19 protein-coding genes are annotated in these 21,856 nt (G+C 68.6%); 12 read left to right on the top strand and 7 right to left on the bottom strand.

Annotated elements, in window-relative coordinates; translation table 11 throughout:
* Positions 1 to 96 precede the first annotated feature (96 nt).
* Both BM109_RS00770 and BM109_RS00765 read left to right on the top strand, forming a co-directional pair.
* The gene (locus BM109_RS00770) at positions 97 to 795 is read left to right on the top strand and encodes a hypothetical protein (RefSeq protein ID WP_093339642.1); all 699 of its coding nucleotides are present in this window, start codon (positions 97 to 99) and stop codon (positions 793 to 795) included.
* A gap of 57 nt (positions 796 to 852) precedes the next feature.
* On the top strand, positions 853 to 1,722 hold the full coding sequence (locus tag BM109_RS00765; protein WP_093339640.1) for an HNH endonuclease: 870 nt from the start codon (positions 853 to 855) through the stop codon (positions 1,720 to 1,722).
* 128 nt (positions 1,723 to 1,850) lie between these two features.
* Here the strand turns inward: BM109_RS00765 and BM109_RS00760 are convergent, their stop codons facing one another.
* Positions 1,851 to 2,897 carry a DUF3800 domain-containing protein gene (locus BM109_RS00760; protein ID WP_093339638.1) on the bottom strand — a complete coding sequence of 349 codons (1,047 nt, stop codon included), beginning with the start codon at positions 2,895 to 2,897 and terminating at the stop codon, positions 1,851 to 1,853.
* 878 nt (positions 2,898 to 3,775) lie between these two features.
* Here BM109_RS00760 and corA point away from each other — a divergent pair.
* The 3 genes from corA to BM109_RS00745 are packed head-to-tail and all read left to right on the top strand — an operon-like array spanning position 3,776 to position 6,807.
* Positions 3,776 to 4,753 carry a magnesium/cobalt transporter CorA gene (gene corA, locus BM109_RS00755; protein ID WP_093339635.1) on the top strand — a complete coding sequence of 326 codons (978 nt, stop codon included), beginning with the start codon at positions 3,776 to 3,778 and terminating at the stop codon, positions 4,751 to 4,753.
* Between the two features lie 51 nt (positions 4,754 to 4,804).
* Positions 4,805 to 5,281, top strand: coding sequence for a MarR family winged helix-turn-helix transcriptional regulator (locus BM109_RS00750; protein ID WP_057592826.1), 477 nt, complete (start codon positions 4,805 to 4,807; stop codon positions 5,279 to 5,281).
* The gene (locus tag BM109_RS00745) at positions 5,278 to 6,807 is read left to right on the top strand and encodes a DHA2 family efflux MFS transporter permease subunit (protein WP_093339633.1); all 1,530 of its coding nucleotides are present in this window, start codon (positions 5,278 to 5,280) and stop codon (positions 6,805 to 6,807) included. Before BM109_RS00750 ends, BM109_RS00745 begins: the two co-directional genes overlap by 4 nt.
* Positions 6,808 to 6,829: 22 nt before the next feature.
* Here the strand turns inward: BM109_RS00745 and BM109_RS00740 are convergent, their stop codons facing one another.
* Entirely contained in the window at positions 6,830 to 7,657 is an 828-nt protein-coding gene (locus BM109_RS00740; RefSeq protein WP_093339630.1) for a siderophore-interacting protein, read from the bottom strand.
* Positions 7,658 to 7,670: 13 nt separating this feature from the next.
* Complete coding sequence (locus BM109_RS00735; RefSeq protein WP_093339627.1) at positions 7,671 to 8,246, bottom strand: PadR family transcriptional regulator; 576 nt, start codon at positions 8,244 to 8,246, stop codon at positions 7,671 to 7,673.
* Between the two features lie 181 nt (positions 8,247 to 8,427).
* On the opposite strand from BM109_RS00735, the gene BM109_RS00730 reads away from it, so the two are divergent.
* The 6 genes from BM109_RS00730 (at position 8,428) to BM109_RS00705 (ending at position 15,238) form a co-directional block, all read left to right on the top strand.
* Positions 8,428 to 8,898: a Fur family transcriptional regulator gene (locus BM109_RS00730; RefSeq protein ID WP_093339625.1), complete on the top strand. Its 471-nt coding sequence runs from the start codon at positions 8,428 to 8,430 to the stop codon at positions 8,896 to 8,898.
* Positions 8,899 to 8,997: 99 nt separating this feature from the next.
* Positions 8,998 to 9,147: a type B 50S ribosomal protein L36 gene (gene ykgO / locus BM109_RS00725; RefSeq protein WP_057592821.1), complete on the top strand. Its 150-nt coding sequence runs from the start codon at positions 8,998 to 9,000 to the stop codon at positions 9,145 to 9,147.
* Positions 9,148 to 9,346: 199 nt separating this feature from the next.
* Complete coding sequence (locus BM109_RS00720; protein ID WP_093339622.1) at positions 9,347 to 10,054, top strand: ABC transporter ATP-binding protein; 708 nt, start codon at positions 9,347 to 9,349, stop codon at positions 10,052 to 10,054.
* 2 nt (positions 10,055 to 10,056) lie between these two features.
* A complete protein-coding gene (locus BM109_RS00715) occupies positions 10,057 to 11,457 on the top strand; it encodes an ABC transporter permease subunit (RefSeq protein ID WP_093339620.1) in 1,401 nt (466 codons plus the stop codon).
* 36 nt (positions 11,458 to 11,493) lie between these two features.
* Complete coding sequence (locus BM109_RS00710; protein WP_093339617.1) at positions 11,494 to 12,984, top strand: ABC transporter permease subunit; 1,491 nt, start codon at positions 11,494 to 11,496, stop codon at positions 12,982 to 12,984.
* Positions 12,985 to 13,027: 43 nt separating this feature from the next.
* Complete coding sequence (locus BM109_RS00705; RefSeq protein WP_093339615.1) at positions 13,028 to 15,238, top strand: TonB-dependent receptor; 2,211 nt, start codon at positions 13,028 to 13,030, stop codon at positions 15,236 to 15,238.
* On the opposite strand, the gene BM109_RS00700 is transcribed toward BM109_RS00705, so the two are convergent.
* From BM109_RS00700 to BM109_RS00690, 3 genes are all read right to left on the bottom strand, one after another.
* A complete protein-coding gene (locus BM109_RS00700) occupies positions 15,235 to 16,089 on the bottom strand; it encodes a glycosyltransferase family protein (protein WP_093339612.1) in 855 nt (284 codons plus the stop codon). The two genes, BM109_RS00705 and BM109_RS00700, sit on opposite strands and share 4 nt — an antisense overlap.
* A gap of 37 nt (positions 16,090 to 16,126) precedes the next feature.
* Positions 16,127 to 16,804 carry an ATP-binding protein gene (locus BM109_RS00695; RefSeq protein WP_143129047.1) on the bottom strand — a complete coding sequence of 226 codons (678 nt, stop codon included), beginning with the start codon at positions 16,802 to 16,804 and terminating at the stop codon, positions 16,127 to 16,129.
* A 274-nt stretch (positions 16,805 to 17,078) separates the two neighbouring features.
* Positions 17,079 to 18,440 carry a cytochrome-c peroxidase gene (locus tag BM109_RS00690; RefSeq protein ID WP_093339607.1) on the bottom strand — a complete coding sequence of 454 codons (1,362 nt, stop codon included), beginning with the start codon at positions 18,438 to 18,440 and terminating at the stop codon, positions 17,079 to 17,081.
* A gap of 224 nt (positions 18,441 to 18,664) precedes the next feature.
* Between BM109_RS00690 and acpA the strand changes: the two genes are divergently transcribed.
* Positions 18,665 to 20,887 (top strand): acid phosphatase, encoded by a 2,223-nt coding sequence (gene acpA, locus BM109_RS00685; protein ID WP_093341187.1) that lies wholly within the window; start codon positions 18,665 to 18,667, stop codon positions 20,885 to 20,887.
* A 25-nt stretch (positions 20,888 to 20,912) separates the two neighbouring features.
* On the opposite strand, the gene BM109_RS00680 is transcribed toward acpA, so the two are convergent.
* A complete protein-coding gene (locus tag BM109_RS00680; protein ID WP_093341185.1) occupies positions 20,913 to 21,806 on the bottom strand; it encodes a LysR family transcriptional regulator in 894 nt (297 codons plus the stop codon).
* Positions 21,807 to 21,856 lie beyond the last annotated feature (50 nt).

Raw genomic sequence — 21,856 nt, 5'->3', positions numbered from 1 at the left:
CGAGGTGCAGGCTGCACGAGATCCCGGATTTGTCATGTGGAGGCAAAAAGCAATGGTGCAAGACGACTTCCTGGTTTGCGCGCGACATGGAATCGCATGAACGATCCTCGAAAACTCTTTGTGGACGAACGTCTCACCGGCTCGTGCGTGTACTGCGGTGCCGTGCCAAGCACGAGAGATCACTGCCCGTCGAAGGTCTTGCTGGATGAGCCGTTTCCATCGAATCTGCCCGTCGTACTTGCCTGCGCCGAGTGCAATCAGTCCTTCTCGCTGGATGAACAGTACGTGGCCTGCTTCATCGAGTGCGTGATCTGCGGCACCGCCGATCCGTCCGGCGTGAAGAGGGCGAATGTGAGCAGGATTCTTCGCGCCGTGCCACAGCTGACCAGCAGGATCCTGGCTGCGCTGTCCTTGAGCGAAGACGGCCAAAAGACTTGGCAGCCGGACATGGATCGTGTGCGGAATGTCGTCGCCAAGCTGGGGCGCGGCCATCTGGACTACGAGTTGAGCATTCAGGAGAGGGGTGACCCGGATGAAATCGAGGTGATTCCTCTTGCTCTCATGAGCCAGGAGAGCCGCGAGTTTTTCGAATGTCCCGAGCCGGGCCCCATGACCGTCTGGCCGGAGCTCGGCTCCAGGGCCTTCATGCGTGCGCTGCCATCCGGAGAGCAGATCGCCGATGGCTGGATCGACGTGCAGGAAGGACGCTACCGCTATCTGGTGGGACAGTCCAGCGGTAACTTCGTGCACATCGTGTTGAGCGAGTACTTGGCGTGCAGGATTGTCTGGTCCTGATCACAGTGGAGCGAGTCAACTGAATTGTCCTGCGAGGCAGATGCTGAGGAGGGATGCATGTATATCGAAGCAAGGTTCTATGAGACCTACGAACTCTGCGCCGTCGTGGATGCGGTGCTGACCAACCGGTTTGATCATCTCATCAAGCTGGAGGGTTTCCACTGCGACGATCAGTGGGCGGCATGGGCCCAACCCTACACCCAGTATTCGGTGTTCCACCAGTTCATCGAATTCATCGTTCGGAACGTTCATGACGAACAGGCCGAGGCCGTTGACATGGCCGAGCGAAAGGGGGTGGAGGCCGCCTTCGCGGATATCCCCGCCGCACTTGATGATCTCAAGCCAGAGAAGTTGCCGATAGAGGCTGCCTTCGATCGCTACGGTATCGACTATCAGAGCTTCGGTGAGTTTCTAGGGGACAGCGGGCGTCGTTTTCAGGATGCCGACGAGGACGACATCTACGAGTTCATGAACGAGATCCGCCTGTCGGAAGCGTATGAGAAGTTGCTCGACCAGACGGTCAAGGAGGTGTTCCATGTCCTCTTCCAGAACAGGAGTCTGCTGCTAACCTTCAATGAATACATTTCAGACATCCTGTCAAACGCGCGCCTCGACGACACCGAGGATTTGGATCTATCGAGGTTCATTCCGGGCGGAATTCTCAGGCGCGTCAGGCCGCCGGTCTGGGCCCAACGTGCAGTGTTCTTTCGGGACCGCGGGCGTTGTGTGCTGTGTGACCAAGATCTGTCGGGGCTGACAAATCTCGCCAATGTGGAGAACTACGACCATATAGTCCCGCTGAGCCGATTCGGTCTTAACGACGTCAGCAATCTCCAGCTGCTGTGTGAGAGTTGCAACCAGCACGAAAAGCGAGATGGCTCAGCGGTCACATCCAATCGATACCAATCCTGGTACCGCTACGACTAGGCGGGAGGCTGGTTGCTTCGGCGAGCAGATCAATACAGCTCCGTGAGGCTGCACAGGCGGATTGACGCGATGGACCAATGGGGTAAGTTGCACAACGTCAGCTTGACCGGAATGCTGTCGCCTGCGAGCTACCTGTGGAAGTTGGAGGCGAAGTAATCGATGACCTGGCCAGCTTGCGTACCTTGCCGGAACCGCTTCTGTTCTGCGAAGTCGATCGACGGCACCATGTGGATGAATTGATCCTCGGCATAGAGCGACATCACCGCCTTAGGGTCCAGCAAGGGTGTGCGGAGGTTTGTCAGGCCGTTTGCTGCCTCGATGGCGGCCCCAATCATGACGTCGGCAACCTGCACTGCGGGACTGGCCTTGGAGTCGACCTGTGTGACCGAGGACAGCTTCAGAGGGAACTTGATGCTCGCGATCTGGGTCTGCTTGAACTCGACCTCTTGCTCGTGGTCGATGTAGCGCTGGAGCAAGGCGTGGTAGGTCAGCAGGTTCTTGGACTGGTCGTGCTCGACGCGGTATGCCCCATCCGCCATGACTTCCATTCGGCTGATCAGCGACTGCAGTACCACCAGCGCCACATCTGTTGTAACGCCGGGAGTGGCGATGGCCGACAGGCATTCCGGGGATGCCTGTGCCAGCGGCCCCAAGGCTTCGGGCAGCTCGCGCCACTTGAGACGTCTGGCCGCCAACACCAGTTCGTGCAGAGCGTCCTGGGATTTCTCCTTGACTGCGCGCTGGAAGGCTGCCAACAAGGCATCGAATGCCTCTTTGCCGAGCAGGGTCGGTCCGACGGTGTAGAGCAGCGATGCCAGCGAGTAGTTCTGGCCGTCCTCGTAGAAGTCGAGCCCGCGTTCGTAGTAGAAGGGCTCGACGGCGTAGTCCAGGAACATCAGCAACAACAGGTAGCGCTTGTCGCAGACGTAGGTCACGCACTTGTGCTGGGCCAGCACGACGCGCTGTAACTCCAGGAGCGGTCGGTGATAGGCGGGCCGGCGCGCGAGCGAATGGTACTTGAGTTCAGGTGCCTGTAGCTTGGGGAAATGCTCACGGATCAGGCGCGCGGCTTCCTCATCGCTGATCGCGATGGCCGTGGCCCCTTGAAAGCGCTGTTCCGGGTTCAGCAAATCGAACCCGGTGTAGCCACTCTCGTCGATACGGAAGCATTCCATTCAGATTCTTGCTGTCGTGAAGACGTCCGATCCACTTGACCAGAGCGCGCGCCTTGTCATGGACGTTTGTGGCATGCGATCTGGGCGCCGGGAGTGCCGTGGAAGGCTGTGGCAAGCGCTATCGAAGCACGCTAACACACGCTGGGCTGTGCCCCAGTTTGCGAGCCGTTTTCGTGGGGCAAATTTGGGGCAATTTCGTCGCCAAACCATGCCAATCAACGCCCATCGCGCGCTCCATCGTAGAGCGGCGTAGATGGCCTAAAGCGCTGTCGTCAAAGGGAAAAGTGGTCCCTGCGGGGCGATGGGCATCATGCCTACCTACACAATGGGCGTATGACCGGCGTAATCGGGGGCGGCTGCGGCGGGGGTATCTGTCACGGAATGGGCGCGTAAGCCATTGCTGGCGTTGGAGAAAGTGCTGTCTGAGAGTTCGGGCATGGACGCATCGTCGCTGGATCCCGGCCAGGCCATGGCGCGGGGCGCCCGGTATTGTGGCCGACCCGCAAGCCGGAGGGCGGCGTGGGGCGGGATGCGGGGACAAGAGGATGCGAGCGGGCAAAAAAACACCCGCACGTGGGCGGGTGGAGTTCTTCCCTGATGGCTGTGGGCGGCTGCTCTTCTGTTTGGTGGGCGCCCCCTTTTGCGTGACAGCGAAGCGATGTTCGTGTATCGCCCGCACAACGCCTGTCAGTCTTTGCGCGGTAAGACTTGTAGGCGGGTGAAAGAAATGAGCAAAAAGTCACGCAACTAAACCCTTCGGCCGCTTGCGAGTAGCGATGTTTTAACTTTTGCGCTCCCTCTCGCGGCAGTCAGGCAGCGGCACGCGGCCCCGTGGCACCATCGGCACCCCTCAATCCAACCGCGATCCTGGAGCGCCGATGCTGATCAACTGCGTGGCTTACGAGAACGGCGCCAAGCTGGCCGACATCCCCGTCGAAAGCATCAGCGAATACATCTCGCGGCCCGGCTGCTTCGTCTGGGTGGCGCTCAGCGACGCCACGCCCGAGGAACTGGCCGTGATGCAGCTCGAGTTCGGCCTGCATCCGCTGGCCGTGGAAGACGCCCAGCACGGCCACCAGCGGCCCAAGGTCGAGGAGTACGGCAACTCGCTGTTCGTGGTGATGCACCTGGTCGAGCCCTCGGACGCGGGCGAGCAGTGCATCCATGTGGGCGAGGTCGACGTGTTCGTGGGCAGCAACTACGTGCTGTCGGTGCGCAACCGCAGCCGGCAGGGTTTCCTCGGCGTGCGCGAGCGCTGCGAACGCGAGCCCGAGCTGCTGAAGAACGGCGCCGGCTTCGTGCTCTATGCGCTGATGGACGCGGTGGTCGACCGCTACTTCCCGGTGATCGACGCGCTCGAGGACGAGCTCGAATCGATCGAGCAGCAGATCTTTGCGCAAAGCGGCGCGGCGCGCGACAAGATCAAGCAGCTCTACGAACTCAAGCGCCGCAGCATGGTGCTCAAGCGCGCCGTGGCGCCGCTGACCGAGGCGGCCGGCAAGCTGCACGGCGGGCGGGTGCCGCAGATCTGCATGGGCTCGCAGGAGTACTTCCGCGACGTCGGCGACCACCTGGGGCGCATCAACGGCTCGATCGACGCCATGCGCGACACGGTGGCCACCGCGATCCAGGTCAACCTCTCGATGGTCACGATCGAGGAGAGCGAGGTCACCAAGCGCCTCGCGGCCTGGGCCAGCATCTTCGCCGTGTGCACCGCCTTCGCGGGCGTCTGGGGCATGAACTTCGAATTCATGCCCGAGCTGAAATTCCGCTGGGGCTACCCCACGGCGCTGGCGCTGATCGCGGGCACCTGCGGCTATCTCTACTACCGGTTCCGGCGTGCGGGCTGGCTCTGAGAGCGGGCCGCTAAGGCCCAACTAATAAACATGTAGATAATCAAGTCCCTTATGAAAAGGGACTTCAGCCAGCGTTTCGGCTTCATCGTGAAGGACGTGGCCAAGCGCTACGGCGAGGCCTTCGACCGCCTCGCACGCGAGCGCATCGGCCTGAGCAGCGCCCAGTGCCGGCTGCTCGGCGTGCTGGCCATGGAAGGCGAGGAGGCGCCGCTGTCGCAGGCCGAGCTCGCGCAGCGGCTGGAGCTCACGCCGATGGCCGTGGGCGGCCTGTGCGACCGCATGGAGGCGGCCGGCTGGATCCGCCGCGAGGCCAGCGCCACCGACCGGCGCGTGAAGCTGATCCACCTGCAGCCCAGCGCCGAGAAGGCGCTCGATGCCGCGCTCAATCTCAGCGACGGGCTCAATGCGCGCGTGATGGCGGTGCTGGCGCCCGGCGAGCGCGCCCAGCTGCTGGCGCTGCTCGGCAAGGTGCGCGGCAGCCTGCTCGAGATCACGGGCGGCAACGGCCCCGAAGGCGAGGGCAAATGACCGCCGCGCCCGGAACCGCGGTGCCGCACCGCGGGATGATCACCGTCTCGATCATGCTCGCGACCATCATGCAGGCGCTCGACACCACGATCGCCAACGTCGCGCTGCCGCACATGCAGGGCAGCCTGCAGGCCTCGCAGGACCAGATCACCTGGGTGCTGACCTCCTACATCGTGGCCTCGGCGATCGCGCTGCCGCTCACCGGCTGGCTCTGCGGCCACTGGGGTCGGCGGCGCGTGTTCATCATCTCGGTGATCGGCTTCACCATCGCCTCGGCGCTGTGCGGCCTGGCGACCTCGCTGGTGGGCATCGTCGGCGCGCGGCTGCTGCAGGGCATCTTCGGCGCGGCACTGGTGCCGCTGTCGCAGGCGGTGCTGCTGGACATCAACCCGCGCGAGAAGGTCGGCCAGGCGATGGCGATCTGGGGCGCGGGCATCATGGTCGGGCCGATCCTCGGGCCGCTGCTGGGCGGCTGGCTCACCGACAACTTCGACTGGCGCTGGGTCTTCTTCATCAACCTGCCGGTGGGCGTCTTCGCCTTCTGGGGCATCGCGCGCTACCTGCCCGAGAGCCGGCCGCAGGGCGAGAAGCTCGACATCTTCGGCTTCGTCACCCTGAGCCTCGCCATCGGCATGCTGCAGCTGTTCCTCGACCGCGGCGAGCAGCTCGACTGGTTCGACTCGTGGGAGATCCGGCTCGAGGCCGCGGCCTCGCTGGTGGCCTTCTGCTTCTTCGTGGTCCACACCTGGACCGTGCGCGGCGTCTCCTTCTTCGACCGCGACCTGCTCAAGGACCGCAACTTCGTCACCGGCCTGCTGTTCGCCTTCATCGTCGGCATGATCCTGTACGCGACCATGGCGCTGCTGCCGAACTTCCTGCAGGGGCTGATGGGCTATCCGGTGGTCTACACGGGGCAGGTCACGGCGCCGCGCGGCATCGGCACCATGATCGCGATGCTGGTGGTGGGGCGGCTGGTGCAGCGCGTGGACGTGCGCGCCATCATGGCGCTGGGCTTCGGGCTCACGGCCTTCTCGCTCTACCAGATGACGCGCATCACGCTGCAGATGGACAGCACGCTGATCATCGTCTCGGGCTTCGTGCAGGGCCTGGGCATCGGCTTCACCTTCGTGCCGCTGTCGACCGCCACCTTCGCCACGCTGGCGCCGCGGCTGCGCAACCAGGGCACGCCGATCTTCAGCCTGCTGCGCAACATCGGCAGCAGCGTGGGCATCTCGATCGTGCAGGCGCTGCTCACCGAGGGCTCGAGCGCCGCCCATGCGCAGATCGCGACCACCGTGGCGCCCGGCAATCCGGCGCTGGCCACGCTGCCTTCGATGATGTCGCCCGACAACCCGTTGGGCCTGGCCCTGCTCAACGCCGAGGTCACGCGGCAGGGCGCGCTGGTCGGCTACCTCGACGACTTCGCGATCATGATGGTGATCACGCTGGTGGCGATCCCGCTGCTGCTGCTGATCCGCAGCCCGAAGCGCGCGGCGGCCTCGGGGCCGGCGGAAGTGCCGCACTGAGCGGCACCGCGCGCGAGGCCGCTCAGTCCTCGATCGCGTCGTGCGTCGCGGCCGTGCCGCGGCGCCAGTAGCCCGAGGCCCGGATCCACTTCGGGTTGGCGCCGCGCTCGCTCACCAGGTGCGCGCGCACCGCCTTCGCCACGCCGGTCTCGCAGCCGACCCAGGCGTGGTAGTCGCCCTCGGGCAGCGCCTGCTTCTTGAGCGTCTCGAGCAGCATCGGGCTCAGGCCCGCCGACACGCCGCGGCGATGCACCCACACCAGCGTGAGCGCGGCCCGGGTCTCGAACGGGATCTCGTCCTCGGGGCCGTCGACCTCGGCCAGCACCACCACGCGCGCGCCCGCGGGCAGCTCGGCCAGCCGGCGCGAGATCGCGGGCAGCGCGGTGTCGTCGCCGATCAGCAGGTGCCAGTCGAACTCGGTCGGCACGATGAACGAGCCGCGCGGGCCGCCCACGCCGATGCGGTCGCCGGGCCTGGCGTTCTCGGCCCATTGCGTGGCGGGGCCGGCCTCGTGCAGCGCGAAGTCGATCTCGAGCGTCCTCGCGGCCGCGTCGTGGCGGCGCGGCGTGTAGTCGCGCATGGTGGGCCGGCCCTCGGGCCAGACCGGGCCTTCGGGTCCCATGGTCGGCAGGGTCAGGCGGCCGGTGGCCGGGTCGGGGAAGAACAGCTTGGCGTGGTCGTCGAAGCCCGGGCTGTGGAAGCCCTCGAGTTCGTCGCCGGTGAGCACCACGCGCAGCAGGTGCGGCGTGACGCGCTGCACGCTCTTCACCGTGAGCTGGCGAAAGCGCAGGTCGTGGCGCACGCGGCGCGGCAGGCGGTCGGGTTGGGAGGCGGTGGAGAAGTCGGTCATGTGCGGTTGACTTTCAAAGACGTTCGATCTGTTGTGCGGCGCTGTCGAGCACCGCGGCGAATTCGTGGGCTTGTTGTTCGGTGAGGGGCGTGCCCGAGAGGCGCAAGCGCATCGCGAGCTTGAGGTTCTCGATGGCGCGCGTGACCTGCGGCGGCCGGCCGCCGCGCGCGCCGGCGCCGTCGACGCCGCCGTTGAGGCGTTCCATCATCGATTCGGCGGTCTCGCGGTTGGCCGCCAGGTACTCGCGCCCGCTGTCGGTGAGGGTGTAGCGCTTGCGGCCGCCGCCCTCGGCACTGCTCTCGACGCTGAGGTGGCCCAGCTCCTCGAGCAGCGTCAGCGTGGGATAGACCACGCCGGGGCTCGGCGCATAGCTGCCGCCCAGGCGTTCCTCGATCAGCTTGATGAGCTCGTAGCCGTGCGAGGGCTTGTCGGCGATGAGCTGCAGCAGCACGAAGCGCAGGCCGCCATGGCCGAACACCCGGCCGGCGCCGAAGCCGTGGCGTCCGCCGCGGCCCCGGCCACCCGAGAGGCCGTCCTCGTGCTCGCCGCGCGGGGTGCGGTGGCAATGGTCGAAGTGGAAATGGCGCATGGGAGCCTCTCTTTCTGAATCGATATCTGTTTGTGTCTAAATTATTTTAGATATATCTAAATCGACGAGTCAAGAGGGGAGAAAGGCAAGACCGGAGCGCCGGCAGGGGCAATTTAGATAGCCTGCGCCGCAGTCCCCGGGCACCGCGAGGCGTTGTTCGCGCCGCCTTACCATCGAGGCCATGGAACGTCTTACCCGCCAGCGCGCCGCCGTGTTCTCGGCCTTCAGCGATGCCAGCCGCGTGCTCACCGCCCCCGAAATCCATGCGCATGCGCGCGAACTCGTGCCCGAGATCAGCCTGTCGACCGTCTACCGCCAGGTGTCGGCGCTGCTCGCGGACGGCGAGATCGCCAAGGTCGAGCTGCCCGGCGAGCCCGCGCGCTACGAGGTCTCGTGCCGGGAAGAGCCGCATGCGCACGCGCACGGCGACCACGCCCACGAACACGAGAAGGGGCAGGGCCGCGCGGGCGACCACCACCATCACTACTTCCATTGCCTGTCGTGCGGCCAGGTGTTCCTGCTGCACGCCTGCCCGGGCCCGATGGACGACCTGGCGCCGCCGGGCTTCCAGGTCGCGAGCCACGAAGTGACCCTGCACGGCAGCTGCGCGGCCTGCGTGGCGAAGGCGGCACCGGCCGGCCGATCGCACTGAACAAGGCACCCGCACGGGTGCTCATTCTTCTTTACAAAGTTATTGCGAATGGATTCGCAATAACTTAGACTGCTGGTTTCCATCCAACAGCGCGACGCCATGCAAGTCCTGTCCTCCCTCAAAGAAGCCAAGAAGCGGCACCGTGATTGCCAGGTGGTCACCCGGCGCGGACGCACCTACGTGATCTGCAAGTCGAACCCGCGCTTCAAGGCGCGGCAGGGTGGCGCGAAGAACAAGCGCGCCCGCTGACCCCCTGAAACCGCGGCCCGGACGATCCGGCCGCCTCCCCGATCCGCCACGGCACCGGCCCCCGGCGCCCAGCCAATCCCCTTATTCGAACGCCACGGCATGCACCTGCATGCGCGTGAGCCTGCGCGCGTCCACCGCGGATGCATGCGGGCGTGCGCGCGCCGTTTCCCCGCTTCTTCTCTTCGACCGGAACCCTCCCATGCTCAGAGCACAGGGCCTCACCAAGCAGTACGGCAGCCATGTCGCGCTCGACCGCCTCGACCTCGACATCCGCGCGGGCGACATCTACTGCCTGCTCGGCGCCAACGGCGCGGGCAAGACCACCACCATCAACCTGTTCCTCCACTTCATCGCGCCCAGCGCGGGCACGGTGGAGATCAACGGCGTCGACGTCACGCGCCATCCGCTCGCGACCAAGCAGGACGTGGCGTACATCCCCGAGCACGTCACGCTCTACGGCACGCTCTCGGGCCTGGAGAACCTGCGCTTCTTCGCCGGCCTCGCGCTGGGCCGCGCGCTGCCGCGCGAACGGCTGCTCGAGCTCATGACGGCGGTGGGCCTCGACCACGCGGCGGCCGACAAGCGCGTGTCGGCCTATTCCAAGGGCATGCGGCAGAAGGTCTGGATCGCGGTGGCGCTGGCCAAGGAGGCCAAGGCGCTGCTGCTCGACGAGCCCACCTCGGGCCTCGATCCGCATGCGGCCAGCGAGTTCTCCGAGCTGCTGCGGCGCGCCGCCGACCAGGGCGTGGCGGTGCTGACCACCACGCACGACCTGTTCCATGCGCAGCAGACCGCCACGCGCGTCGGCATCATGAAGAGCGGCCGCCTCGTCGACAGCCTCGAGGGCGCGCAGCAGATCGCGCGCATCGACCTGCAGTCGCTGTACCTGCAGCACATGAGGGCTTGAGCATGTGGCGCTGGATCGCGAACCGCGAATTCACCGAACGGCTGCGCGACGGCCGCCTGCCGTGGGCCGGCGGCCTGGTGCTGGTGCTGCTGTTCACCGCGCTCGGCGTGGGCTGGGCGCACCAGCGCGAGGCGCGCGCCGAGCAGCAGGCCGCGCAGGCGCTCGACTACCGCGACTGGCTGGCGCAGGACCGGCGCCATCCGCACGACGCTGCGCACCAGGGCATGCATGCCTTCAAGCCCGAGGCGCCGCTGGCCATGGTCGACGCGGGCATCAATCCCTACATCGGCAGCACCGTGTGGCTGCAGGCGCACCGCCAGAGCGAGGTCAAGTTCAATCCCGCGCAGGACGCCACCGGCCTGCAGCGCTTCGGCAATCTCTCGGTCGGCTGGATCCTGCAGGTGCTCGGGCCGCTCCTGGTGATCGTGCTGGGCTTCAACGCCTTCGCGGGCGAGCGCGAGCAGGGCATCCTGCGCCAGACCCTGAGCCTGGGCGTCTCGCCGCTGCGCCTGCTGGCGGGCAAGGCGCTCGCGCTCGCGGCCTCGCTCGCGGTGCTGCTGGTGCCGGCCGCATTGGTCGCCGCGCTCGCGGTGGGGCTGGGCGCCGCGCCCGGCGAGCGCGCCGATGCGCTGCTGCGGCTGGCGGCCTGGAGCCTGGGCTATGCGGTCTACCTCGGCGCCTTCGTGTTCGTGGTGCTCGGCGTGTCGGCGCTGTGCGCCACCTCGCGCGCGGCCATCACCGTGCTGCTCGCGCTATGGGTGGCGCAGGCCGTGATGGCGCCGCGCGTGCTGTCCGAGGCCGCGCGCGCGGCCTATCCGAGCCCGACCCGGCTCGAGTTCAACCAAGCGCTGCAGGCCGAGCTCAAGCAGGTCTCCGACCGCACCTGGCTGCAGGCCTTCGGCACCACCGAGCGCTGGGGCCGCGACGTGCCACTCAGTCAGTGGGGCATCGCGCTGCGGCTCGACGACCAGGCCTCCTACCCGGTCTACGACCGCCACTACGGCCGCCTCTGGGACACCTGGGAGCGCCAGCAGCGGCTGCAGGAATGGAGCGGCCTGCTGCTGCCCCTGCTCGCGATGCGCAGCTACTCGATGGGCATGGCCGGCACCGACTTCGCGCACCACCGCAGCTTCACCACCGCGGCCGAGCTGCATCGGCGGCGGTTGCAGGACCTGATGAGCGAGGACCTGGTCGCGCATGCCGATCCGCTCGGCGACCGCCACTTCGCCTACCAGTCGGGCCCCGAGCTGTGGGCCAAGGTGCCGCCGTTCGTGCACCGGACCCCGCGCGTGGGCTGGGCCCTGCGCCACCAGCTGCGCAGCCTGGCCGTGCTGTGCGCCGGCCTGCTGCTGGCCGCGGCCTTCGCGGCCGTCGCCGTGCGCCGCCAACGCGCGCTGGCCTGAGCGCGCCTTTCAGAAAGAGCCAAGCAAGAGGAAGCCATGTCCGTCTCCATCGTCAACCCGCCCCAGGGCTTCAGGCTGCGCGCCGTCATGCGCCAGGAGCTGCGCCTGCTGCTGGCCGACCGCAGCGTCTGGGCCGTGGCCCTGCTGTTCCTGCTGCTGGTCGGCTACGCGCTCGGCAACGGCCTCGCGCAGACCGCGCAGCGCGACCGCGCGCAGGCGGCCGTGGCCCAGGCCGACCGCGACACTCGCGCGGCGCAGCGCGCGCAGCTCGAGGCCATCCTCGCGGGCCGGGCCCAGCCCACGCCGTTCGAGAACCCGGCCGATCCCTCGCGCATGGCCAGCAGCTACGGCGCGCAGCACGCGATCCTGCCGAGCGCGCCGCTCGGGCCGGTCGCGCTCGGGCGCAGCGACCTGTTCCCGAGCCAGTTCCGCGTCACGCACCAGAGCCGCGTGGCCTTCATGAACCCGAGCGACATCGAGAACCCCTGGTACCTGCTGAGCGGCCAGTTCGACCTGGCCTTCGTGCTGGTCTACCTGCTGCCGCTCTTGATCTTCGTGCTCGGCTACAACCTGCTGTCGGCCGAGCGCGAGAACGGCACCCTGCGCCTGCTGCTCTCGCAACCGCTGCGCCTGCGCACGCTGCTGGCCGGCAAGCTCGCGGTGCGCGCCGCCGCGTTGCTGGTGCCGGCGGTGCTGCTGCCCGTGGGCGTGCTGCTGCTGGCGCGGCAGGCGGGCTTCGCGCCTTCCGCGCCGGGCGCGGGCACGGTCACCTTCTGGTGGGCGCTGCTGGTGGGCGCCTATGCGCTGTTCTGGTTCGCGCTGGTGGTGGCGGTCAATGCCTTCGGCGCGCCCTCGGCCACCAATGCCATGGTGCTGATGATCGCGTGGGTGCTGCTGGTGCTGGTGGCGCCGGTGCTGCTCAACCTCGCGGTCACGCAGGCCAGCCCCGCGCCCTCGCGCACCGAGCTCGCGACCCAGACGCGCACGCTCACGGCTGCGGCCATGAAGCGCCATGCCGAGCTGCTGAGCACCGACTACAAGCACGTCGGCCAGGGCGCGCTGCTGCTGCCGCGCGACGGCAAGATCGAGATCAGCGCGCGCGGCCTCGCCAACTACCGCATCGAGCGCGAGATCGACGAGGCGATCGCGCCCGAGCTCGAGCGCTTCGAGCGCCAGCACGCGGGCCAGCAGCGGCTGCTCGAGCGCTTCGGCGCGCTGTCGCCCGCGGCCGTGGCCTACGAGGGCATGACCGGGCTGGCCGGCACCGGCGCGCGGCGCCATGCGCAGTTCGTGGCGCAGACGGTGGGCTTTCATATGGCGTGGAAGCACTTCTTCTTTCCGCGCATCGAGGAACGCAGCGCGCTGATGCCGGCCGACTTCGACCGCATCCCCCGCTTTGCATGGCGCGAGGAATCGCCGCGCGAGCTGCGCGACCGTGCGCTGGCGGCCGTGCTGCAACTGCTGCTGCCGAGCCTGCTGCTGTTCGGCCTCGCGGGCTGGCGGCTGCGCCGCTTCTCGGTGGCCTGAGCACGCGCACAGAAGAACGATCAATCTCCGGAGGGAATTTCAGATGAAACACACGATGTCGGGCTTGGCCGCGGCCATCGCCGCGCTGTCCATGGCGGGCGCGCAGGCACAGGAACAACCGGCGCCGCAGGCGCAGCAGGTGCAACAGGCATTGGGCGCGATCACGGTCGAGGGCAACCGCGACGCCGAGGGCCTGCACCTCGAGGGCAGCAGCGGCAGCGCCTCGCGCCTGGGCCTCACGGTGCGCGAGACGCCGGCCTCGGTCGAGGTGCTGTCGCAGGACCTGATCCAGCAGCGCGGGGCGCGCACCTTCAGCGAGGCGCTGCGCGGCGTCACCGGCCTCGCGGGCGGCGGGCCGCCGTCCTCGCCCACCACGCTGTCGACGCGCGGCTTCACCAGCCTGCTCTATCTCTACGACGGCGTGCGCACCTCGGGCGCGGGCGTCACCAACCGCGTGCAGGACACCTGGAACTACGACCGCATCGAGGTGCTCAAGGGCCCGGCCTCGGTGCTCGACGGCGAGGGCGCGATCGGCGGCGTCGTCAACTTCGTGACCAAGCGGCCCGACCGCAACAACCCGAACCGCGAGCTCTCGGTCGGCTACGGCAGCTTCGGCGCCACGCGGCTGGGCGTGGGCTTCGGCGGGCCGGTCGGCGAGTCGGGCGCCTACCGCCTCGACTACAGCCACAACGACAGCCGCGCCGGCAACGTGCCGGGCAGCGGCGAGCGCATGGACCACTTCACCAGCGGCCTGGCCTTCGACCTCGGCGGCTCGGTCAAGCTCGACCTGAGCTTCGACTACCTGAAGGACGACAACAAGGCCTACTGGGGCACGCCGCTGGTGCCGGCCTGGTTCGCGAGCGAGCCCACGGGCGTGGTGCGCACGCCCGACGGCCGCGTGATCGACCGGCGCATCGCGCGCATCAACTACAACGTGCTCGACAACGAGAACACGTCCGAGACCTACTGGCTCAGCGCGCGCCTGAGCGGCCGCCTCGGCGACAACTGGTCGTGGCGCAACACGGTGGCGGCCAACAAGTCGCAGCGCCTGTTCCGCAATTCCGAGAGCGCCGTGTTCGTCGCGCCCGCGAGCATCGCGCGCGACCAGACCCGGATCACGCACGACCAGGACTTCTGGCTCGAGCGCTTCGACGCCACCCATCGCGGCACCCTCGGCGGCATGGACAACCGCTTCGTGATCGGCGGCGAACTCAGCGGCACCCGCTTCGACAGCCAGCGCCGCTTCTCCGACGGCCAGGCCTCGACCGCTGCCGCATTGCGCGTGCCGGCGCTCGCGCCGTTCACCGGCTTCTACAGCGACGATCCGCGCCTGAGCGCCACCGGCGCCGGCAACCGCACCGACACCACCTCGCGCGTCGACGTGAGTTCGGTGTTCGTCGAGGATGCGCTCAAGCCGCTGCCCGGCCTCACGCTGGTGGGCGGCTGGCGCCACGACCGCACCAAGGTGCAGCGCGGCATCGCCGACCTCAACACCGGCGGCTACAGCCGCTTCGACACCAGCTACCGCACCGACTCGGGCCGGCTCGGCGCGGTTTACGACCTGTCGCCGCAATCCAGCATCTACGCGCAGTACACCAACGCCACCGTGCCCGTGGGCTCGTTCTTCCTGCTGTCGCAGTCGAATGCCAACTTCCCGATGTCGCGCGGCAAGCAGGCCGAGGTCGGCTTCAAGCAGAGCCTGCCCGAGGCGCGGCTCGAGTGGACCGCCGCGCTCTACAAGATCGAGCTCGACAACGTGCTCTCGCGCGATCCCAACAAGCCCGGCGACACCGTCAACAACGGTCGCCAGTCCTCGCGCGGCGTCGAGCTCTCGGCCGTGTGGCGGCCCACGCACCAGCTCACGCTGGCGGGCAACCTCGCGGCGCTCGATGCGCGCTTCGACACGCTGGTGGAGGCCGGCGGCGTCTCGCGCGTGGGCAACACCCCGCCCAACGTGCCGCGCCACGTGGCCAACCTGTTCGCCACCTGGCGGCCCGACGACTCGAACTTCGAGTGGTTCCTCTCGCTCAACCGCGCCGGCCACGTCTTCACCGACACCGCGAACCAGATCCGCATCGAGGGCTACACCACCGTCGACGCGGCCGTCAGCTATCGCCTGAAGCCCGCGCTGCTGACCTTCCGCGTGCGCAACCTCACCGATCGGCTCTACGCCACCTGGGGCGGACGCGCGGTGAGCCAGGTGCTGCTGGCGCCGGGGCGCAGTTTCGAGGTGTCGGCGCGCTTCGACTTCTAGCCCAGGCCCGCGAAGCCGCCCGGCATCTGGCCGATCGCGGCCCGCAGGGCATCGGCCTGGCGCCGCGACTGCATCAGCGCCAGCCCGTTGGCGCCGAGTGCGCGCCGCCGCGCATCGTCGCGCAGCAGTGCGAGGCAGGTCGGCACGATGCCCTCGTACGAGGTGAAGGCCACGGCGGCCTCGTATGCGCGCTCGGCCTCGGGGTCGTCGCCGCTCTCGGACACCACGCAGCAACCGTTGGCCAGCAGGTAGGACACGCGCACCACCTCGAACAGCCGGCCCTCGTAGTGGTGCAGGTTCAGCACGATCCGGCTGCGCGCGATGTAGTCGTCGCGTGCGGCGCCGTAGACGCCGAACAGCGCGACCACGCGCAGGCCCGCGTCCTCGAGGGCCCTCAGTGCCTCGCGCCGGCGGTCGTTGACCGAGCCGTAGAACAGCACGTCGATGTCCCGCGTCTCGCGCGGCACGATGCGCCGCAGCGCGTCGGCATGGCCCACCTCGCACAGCGTGGCCGCGATGCCCATCGAACGCAGCAGCGCCACGTTGCGCGCGCTGTAGTCCCACACCGGTCGGCGGCGCAGCAGGTCGAGGTAGCGCTCGGACCACCAGGGCGAGCCGGGCGACAGCTGCTCGAGGTTGAACAGGATCGCGCGGCGCGGTGGCCGGTCGGCGATCGAGGGCAGCAGGTTGGCGCCGAGCACGATCGTCTCGCCCTCGGGGCGGCGGTGCACGATCGGCGCGGCCACGCCGAGTTCGCGCAGGCCTTCGCTCAGCGCGAGCGCGAATTCCTCGAAGGCGCCGCTGTGGGCATAGCCGGGCGGCGTGACGATCCAGATGCTGGCAGGGGGCACGCGGCGTGCTCCTTGGCGGAAAGGAGACCGATGATAGTCAGCGGTCCCCGCCGAAGCGTCCCTCGATCGACGCGCCGGCCACGAGGCGCAGCTCGCCGCGGTGCGCGTTCGCGATGGCACGCAACAGCGCCTGGCGGTGCGCGCGGGCCAGATGCTGGCCCGGCGTTTCGATGGCGTCCCGCGCTGGCGCATCGCCCGCATGCACGGCGATGCGGAAGCGCGCGCCGTCGATCTCGCTGACCACGATGCAGCGCGACGCGGTCCGCGGCGCGAGCTCCTCGAGCGCGAGCCGCACGAACTGCGCGATGCGTGCCGGATCGCCGAGGCCCTCGCCCTGGCCGAGCCGGTCGTGCTCGATCGCGATCGCCTCGTGCGAGGAACGCCGTGCCTCGATCGCCTCACCGACCACCTGATGCAGCGGGAAGCGCTTCGCGACCATGGCGATGGGCCGCCCGGCCGCGAGCCGGCAGAAGTCCGCGAGCTCCTCGGCCTGCTCGTGGGCGCGCACGGCCGCGCTGTCGATGTGCTCGAGCACCGCGTCGGCCTCGCTCAGGTCGCCGCGCCGCGCGAGCAGGTCCACGCCGAGGCGGATCGCGGACAGCGAGTTGCGCACGCCGTGCATTGCGGCGTCCATGAGGCTGTCCATCGATGGGGCCGACGGTCGGCCGCTGGGGCCCAGGGTGGTGGCGCTCCAGGTGGACAGCGCCCAGTTCACGGCAAAGGGGCGCCGGCTGCCGGTGGAGGCTGCGGGGACAGCAGGCGGGGAAGCGGGCCGGGCACGGGGCGATGGCGGCTGCGCATCGCCGTTCGGAAGAAGGTCGGGCATGTCGTCACGCAAGGGCGCCGTCGGGAGGAATCCGGGCGGCCGACTTGGCGCGCTCGCGATGTCGGCGCGCATGCGGCGGGCGATCCGACCCAGGAATGATGCGCTGCCGCATGACGGCCCGCTGTCGGGCGAAGCGGCAGCGCGTGTAGGCGGATGCCGACGTTCAGGGCCTGCGCGCGGCCGTGCGCAGCGCGCCGGGATCGGGCGCGTCATGCTGGTCGGCATCGGTCAGCGTGCGCAGGAAGGCCGCCACATCGCGGATCTCGGCCTCGCTGAGCGCCGGCTTGCCGCCGGGCTTCTGGCCGAAGGGCGGGTCGGTGTTGACGTTGGCGTGGTACTGCGCGGGCAGGTCGTCGTACGGGTGCACCTTGCCGTCCTTGCCGCGCGCATACCAGCGCTGCGGCGCCGTGTCGCGCTGCGCATAGAAGCGGATCACTTCCTCGAGCGAATGGAACACGCCGTTGTGGAAGAAGCTCTGGCGCACCGCCACGTTGCGCAGCGAGGGCGTGCGGAACAGGCCGCAGTACTCGGGGTGGTCCTTCATGTCGGTGCGGATCGGGCCGCACACGCCCATGTCGTGGTACTCGGGGTCGGCATTGGCCGCGAGCTTGCGGTTGCGCGGCACGCCGAGCGCGATCTGGCCGAAGTCGCTGAACAGCGGGAAGGCGCCATCGGGCGTGCGCTCGCTGATGTGGCAGGAGGCGCAGTTGCCCTTGTCCTCGGCGTTGAAGAGGGCGAGGCCACGCATCTCGGCGGGGCTGAGCGCCGCCTTGCCGCGCAGCGCGGCGTCGTACTTGCTGCTGAACGGGTAGAAGTCCGTCGGCGACTGCTGGAACGCTTCGAGCGCGAGGCCGGCCGCGCGAAATGCCATCTTCGGATCTGCGAACACCTCGTCGCCGAAAGCCGCGCGCATGTCGCCCGCATAGGCCGCGTGTTCGAGCTTGCCCACCACCTCCTCGACCGAGGCATTGGCCATCTCGGCCGGCGACAGCAGCGGCAGCGCGGCCTGCTCGTGGGCCGAGCCTGCGCGGCCATCCCACATGCGCCCGCCCGTGGGACCGGCATCGACGCTGTCGTCGCCGTCGTTGTCGTGGTGGTGCTCGGTGAAGGCGGTCAAGGTCTGCAGGTAGCGCAGCGAAGGCACGGCACGCGGGCCCTCGGTGCGGCCATCGGGGCCGGCCAGCTGCACCGACAGGGCATTCGGTGGTCCCCAGGCGTGCTTCGGGTCGTGGCAGCTCGCGCACGAGGCCTGGCCCGAGGCGGAGAGGCTGCCGTCGAAGAAGATGCGCCGGCCCAGTTCGCCGAGCTGCGCCGGCGTGGGCTGCTTGCGGCCCGGCAGCACGGCATAGGGCGCGTCGAGGTAGGCCGGGTGCGCGGGCTCGGTGGAGGCCGTGGGCACCGGCGCGGCTTCGGCGGGCGCTGGCGCCGGTGCGCTCGCCGTGGGCGCGCGCTCGCAGCCGCCGAGCAGCGCGACGAGCAGGGCGGCCGCGGCCAGCAGGGCCGCACGGCGAGGAAGACGGGGCATCGGGAACACGTGCAACGGGGCAGGAGGCGCTGCAGGGCAGGGCCGCAGGCGAGGCTAGAAGTGACGCATGTCAGAACCGTGACATGCAGGCCGGAGATTTCTTAGCCCTGAATTAGGAAGGCAATTGAAAGCTTTCGCTGCAACGTCGCTGTCATCTGCCCCCGGGAGCATCGCCCGGCCGGGCTTCCGCCCTGGTTCATCCACACCTCATAACAGCACACATGATGACCGCCTCCACTCGCAGCAGCGGTGCGCTCGCCTCGGCGCGCACCTTCGTCAGCCACTTCAAACCCTGGCCCACGGCCATCGCGGCGGCGGCGCTGGTCGTCGCTTGCGGCGGCGGTTCGGACGGCGGCGGCTTCTTCCCCTTCCTCGGTGGCACCACCACCGCGGGCGTGGTCACGGGCAGCTACTACCGCAATGCCAAGGTCTGCATCGACGCCAACAACAACGGCCGTTGCGATGCCGGCGAAGCCAGCACCACCACCGATGCCAACGGTGCCTTCACGCTCGCGGGCCAGGGCGCCGTGGTGGCCGAGATCGGCACCGGCAGCAAGCGCTTCGATCCCGACACCGGCGTCGAGAGCGCCGTGACCCGGGCGCTGGTGTTCCGCGCACCGGCCGGCGCGAACGGCGTGGTCAATGCGATCAGCACCGAGCTCGCCGCGCTGATGGATGCCAACGGCGGCAACCTCGCCGCCGCGCGCACCGCGCTCGCTGCCCGCCTTGGCGTGAGCGAAAGCCAGCTGCTGGCCGACCACAACAAGGTCGGCGACGCCAAGGTCAAGACCGCGCTGCAGACCGAGATCGACCAGTCGATCGAACGCATCGCCGAAGCCGTGGCCGAGGCCGGCAGCGGCGGCGACATCGTCGCGGCACTGCGCAACCGCTTCGCGCTCGACGACATCACCAACGTGGTCGTGATCTATGCCGAGAACCGCGGCTTCGACAACCTCTATGGTCTTTACCCGGGCGCCAACGGCATTCCGGGCGTGAACCCGAGCTCGTCGACCAGCACGGCCGAGCCGCAGAAGGACTTCGATGGCGCGACGCTGCCGAACCTGCCGCCGGTGTGGACTGGCGTGACAGCGAGCGGGCAGACCACGGTGATCGAGCAGGGGAAGACCGTGGGCATGCCGAACCGCATGTTCCAGATCGACGACCCGAAGGGCTTCTACAACACCGGCACGGTGGTGTCGCAGAGCATCATCACGCGCGACCTGGTGCATCGCTTCTACAACAACCAGATGCAGATCAATGGCGGCAAGAACGACAAGTTCACCGCCTATTCGGACGCCGGTGGCCTCAGCATGGGTTACTACGACGGCAGCAAGATGCAGCTCTGGCAGGTGGCGAAGCAGTACACGCTGGCCGACAACTTCTTCATGGGCGCTTTCGGCGGCTCGTTCCTGAACCACCAGTACCTGGTGTGCGCCTGCGCTCCGCTGTATCCGAATGCCGATGCCGACAGCTCGCCGGCCAAGGCCACCATCTCGGCCATCGATACCGATGCCAACGGCAATTTCGTGCGCCTCACCCCGGCCGACAACGCGCCGAGTTCGGTGCTCGTCGGTGCACCCACCTACAAGAACGACAACACGCTGACGCCGAAGGATGCCGCCGGCAACTTCTACGCGGTCAACACCATGCAGCCGCCGTACCAGCCGAGCAACAACGCACCGGCGGCGAACGACGCGACCCATCACTACGCCGACACCACCAAGTCCAACACCCTCCCGCCGCAGACCCAGGCCACCATCGGCGACCTGCTCACGGCCAAGGGCCTGAGCTGGGCCTGGTACGGCGGCGCATGGAACAGCACCACCGCCATCGCCGAGGGCGACCGCAAGTTCCCGGCCGCCGTGCCGCCGGCCGCGCAGACGCCGAACTTCCAGTTCCACCACCAGCCCTTCAACTACTACGCCGCCTTCGATCCGGTGCAGCACCCCGAGGCACGCGCCGCCCACCTCAAGGACTTCGACGCCGACTTCCTGAAGGACGCCGCCAACGGCACGCTGCCGGCCGTGAGCTTCTACAAGCCGCAGGGCAACCTGAACCAGCACGCCGGTTACGCCAGCGTGGCCGACGGCGACGCCCACATCGCCGACGTGATCGCGAAGCTCAAGGCCAGCCCGCAGTGGAAGCACATGCTGGTGGTCGTGACCTACGACGAGAACGGCGGCTTCTACGACCATGCGCGCGTGCCCAAGGCCGACCGCTGGGGCCCGGGCACCCGCATCCCCGCGCTCATCGTGTCGGACTTCGCGAAGAAGGGCTTCGTCGACAAGACGCAGTACGACACCGCCTCGACCCTGCGCTTCATCACGCACCGCTGGTCGCTGCCGGTGCTGCCGGGGCTGGTGGAGCGCGACAAGGCGCTGGTGAAGAATGGTCTGCCGGCAATGGGCGACCTGACGAGCGCGCTGGACTTCTCGAAGAAGTCCTGATGAACGCCTGAGCGGCCCGGCGCCCCTACGCGCCGGGCTGCTCCAGCACGCTCTCGAGGAAGCGCTGCGCCGCCGAGGTCTGCGCGCCCGGCGGCAGCGCGAGCGCGATGCCGATCGCGACCTGCGCGCCCGCGCCCGAGAGCGGCTTGAACACGACGTTGCGCGCCACATGGCGCGTGGCGACCGAGGGCACCAGCGCCACGCCCAGGCCGCTCTCGACCAGGCTGATCAGCGTCTGCACCTGCACCGCTTCCTGCTGCACATTGGGGATGAAGCCCGCCTGCTGGCAGGCCAGCAGCGCCGCGGCATGCAGGCCCGGCACCTCCATCGCGCCGTACATCACGAAGGGCTCGTCGGCCAGGTCGGCCAGCGCCAGGCGACGCCGCCGCGCCAGCGGATGGTCGGCCGCGACCGCGGCCACGAACACGTCGCGCTCGGCCGGGAAGATGCGCGCATGGCAGGCGCGTCCGATCGGAAAGCGCACCAGGCCCACGTCGACGTCGCCGGCCTCGACCATCTCGACGATGCGCGCGGTGGTCGATTCGCCGAGCTGCAGCTGCACGCCCGGATAGCGCGCGCGAAAGCGCGGCAGCACGCGCGGCATCAGCGCATAGGTGGCCGAGCCCACGAAGCCCACGCGCAGGATGCCGGCCTCGCCGCGCGACGCGGCCTGCGCCGCGCGCGCGAACTGCTCGGCATGGAAGACCGCGCGCCGCGCCTCCTCGAGCGCCGCCGCGCCCGCGGGCGTGAGCTCGGTGCCGCGCCGGTTGCGCACGAACAGCGGCACGCCCACCTGCTCCTCGAGCCGGCGGATCGAGGCCGACAGCGGCGGCTGCGCCATGTGCAGCCGCTCGGCCGCGCGGTGGAAGTTGAGGGTCTCGGCAAGGGCCACGAAGTGGCGCAGCTGGCGGATGTCCATGATCTGCAAACGGTATCACAGAGCAGGTATTTGATATTGGACGGCATCCA

Origin of the sequence: Variovorax sp. PDC80, assembly GCF_900115375.1 — a bacterium.
GTDB lineage: Bacteria > Pseudomonadota > Gammaproteobacteria > Burkholderiales > Burkholderiaceae_C > Variovorax.
This window is presented reverse-complemented; position numbering and strand designations above follow the sequence as displayed.

Coding starts and splice junctions, on each gene's coding strand:
- BM109_RS00750 (WP_057592826.1), top strand. CDS start 4,805: ATGAAAAGGGACTTCAGCCAGCGTTTCGGCTTCATCGTGAAGGACGTG.
- acpA (WP_093341187.1), top strand. CDS start 18,665: ATGACCGCCTCCACTCGCAGCAGCGGTGCGCTCGCCTCGGCGCGCACC.
- BM109_RS00760 (WP_093339638.1), bottom strand. CDS start 2,897: ATGGAATGCTTCCGTATCGACGAGAGTGGCTACACCGGGTTCGATTTG.
- BM109_RS00680 (WP_093341185.1), bottom strand. CDS start 21,806: ATGGACATCCGCCAGCTGCGCCACTTCGTGGCCCTTGCCGAGACCCTC.
- BM109_RS00730 (WP_093339625.1), top strand. CDS start 8,428: ATGGAACGTCTTACCCGCCAGCGCGCCGCCGTGTTCTCGGCCTTCAGC.
- BM109_RS00710 (WP_093339617.1), top strand. CDS start 11,494: ATGTCCGTCTCCATCGTCAACCCGCCCCAGGGCTTCAGGCTGCGCGCC.
- BM109_RS00690 (WP_093339607.1), bottom strand. CDS start 18,440: ATGCCCCGTCTTCCTCGCCGTGCGGCCCTGCTGGCCGCGGCCGCCCTG.
- BM109_RS00770 (WP_093339642.1), top strand. CDS start 97: ATGAACGATCCTCGAAAACTCTTTGTGGACGAACGTCTCACCGGCTCG.
- corA (WP_093339635.1), top strand. CDS start 3,776: ATGCTGATCAACTGCGTGGCTTACGAGAACGGCGCCAAGCTGGCCGAC.
- BM109_RS00745 (WP_093339633.1), top strand. CDS start 5,278: ATGACCGCCGCGCCCGGAACCGCGGTGCCGCACCGCGGGATGATCACC.
- BM109_RS00720 (WP_093339622.1), top strand. CDS start 9,347: ATGCTCAGAGCACAGGGCCTCACCAAGCAGTACGGCAGCCATGTCGCG.
- BM109_RS00715 (WP_093339620.1), top strand. CDS start 10,057: ATGTGGCGCTGGATCGCGAACCGCGAATTCACCGAACGGCTGCGCGAC.
- ykgO (WP_057592821.1), top strand. CDS start 8,998: ATGCAAGTCCTGTCCTCCCTCAAAGAAGCCAAGAAGCGGCACCGTGAT.
- BM109_RS00765 (WP_093339640.1), top strand. CDS start 853: ATGTATATCGAAGCAAGGTTCTATGAGACCTACGAACTCTGCGCCGTC.
- BM109_RS00705 (WP_093339615.1), top strand. CDS start 13,028: ATGAAACACACGATGTCGGGCTTGGCCGCGGCCATCGCCGCGCTGTCC.
- BM109_RS00740 (WP_093339630.1), bottom strand. CDS start 7,657: ATGACCGACTTCTCCACCGCCTCCCAACCCGACCGCCTGCCGCGCCGC.
- BM109_RS00735 (WP_093339627.1), bottom strand. CDS start 8,246: ATGCGCCATTTCCACTTCGACCATTGCCACCGCACCCCGCGCGGCGAG.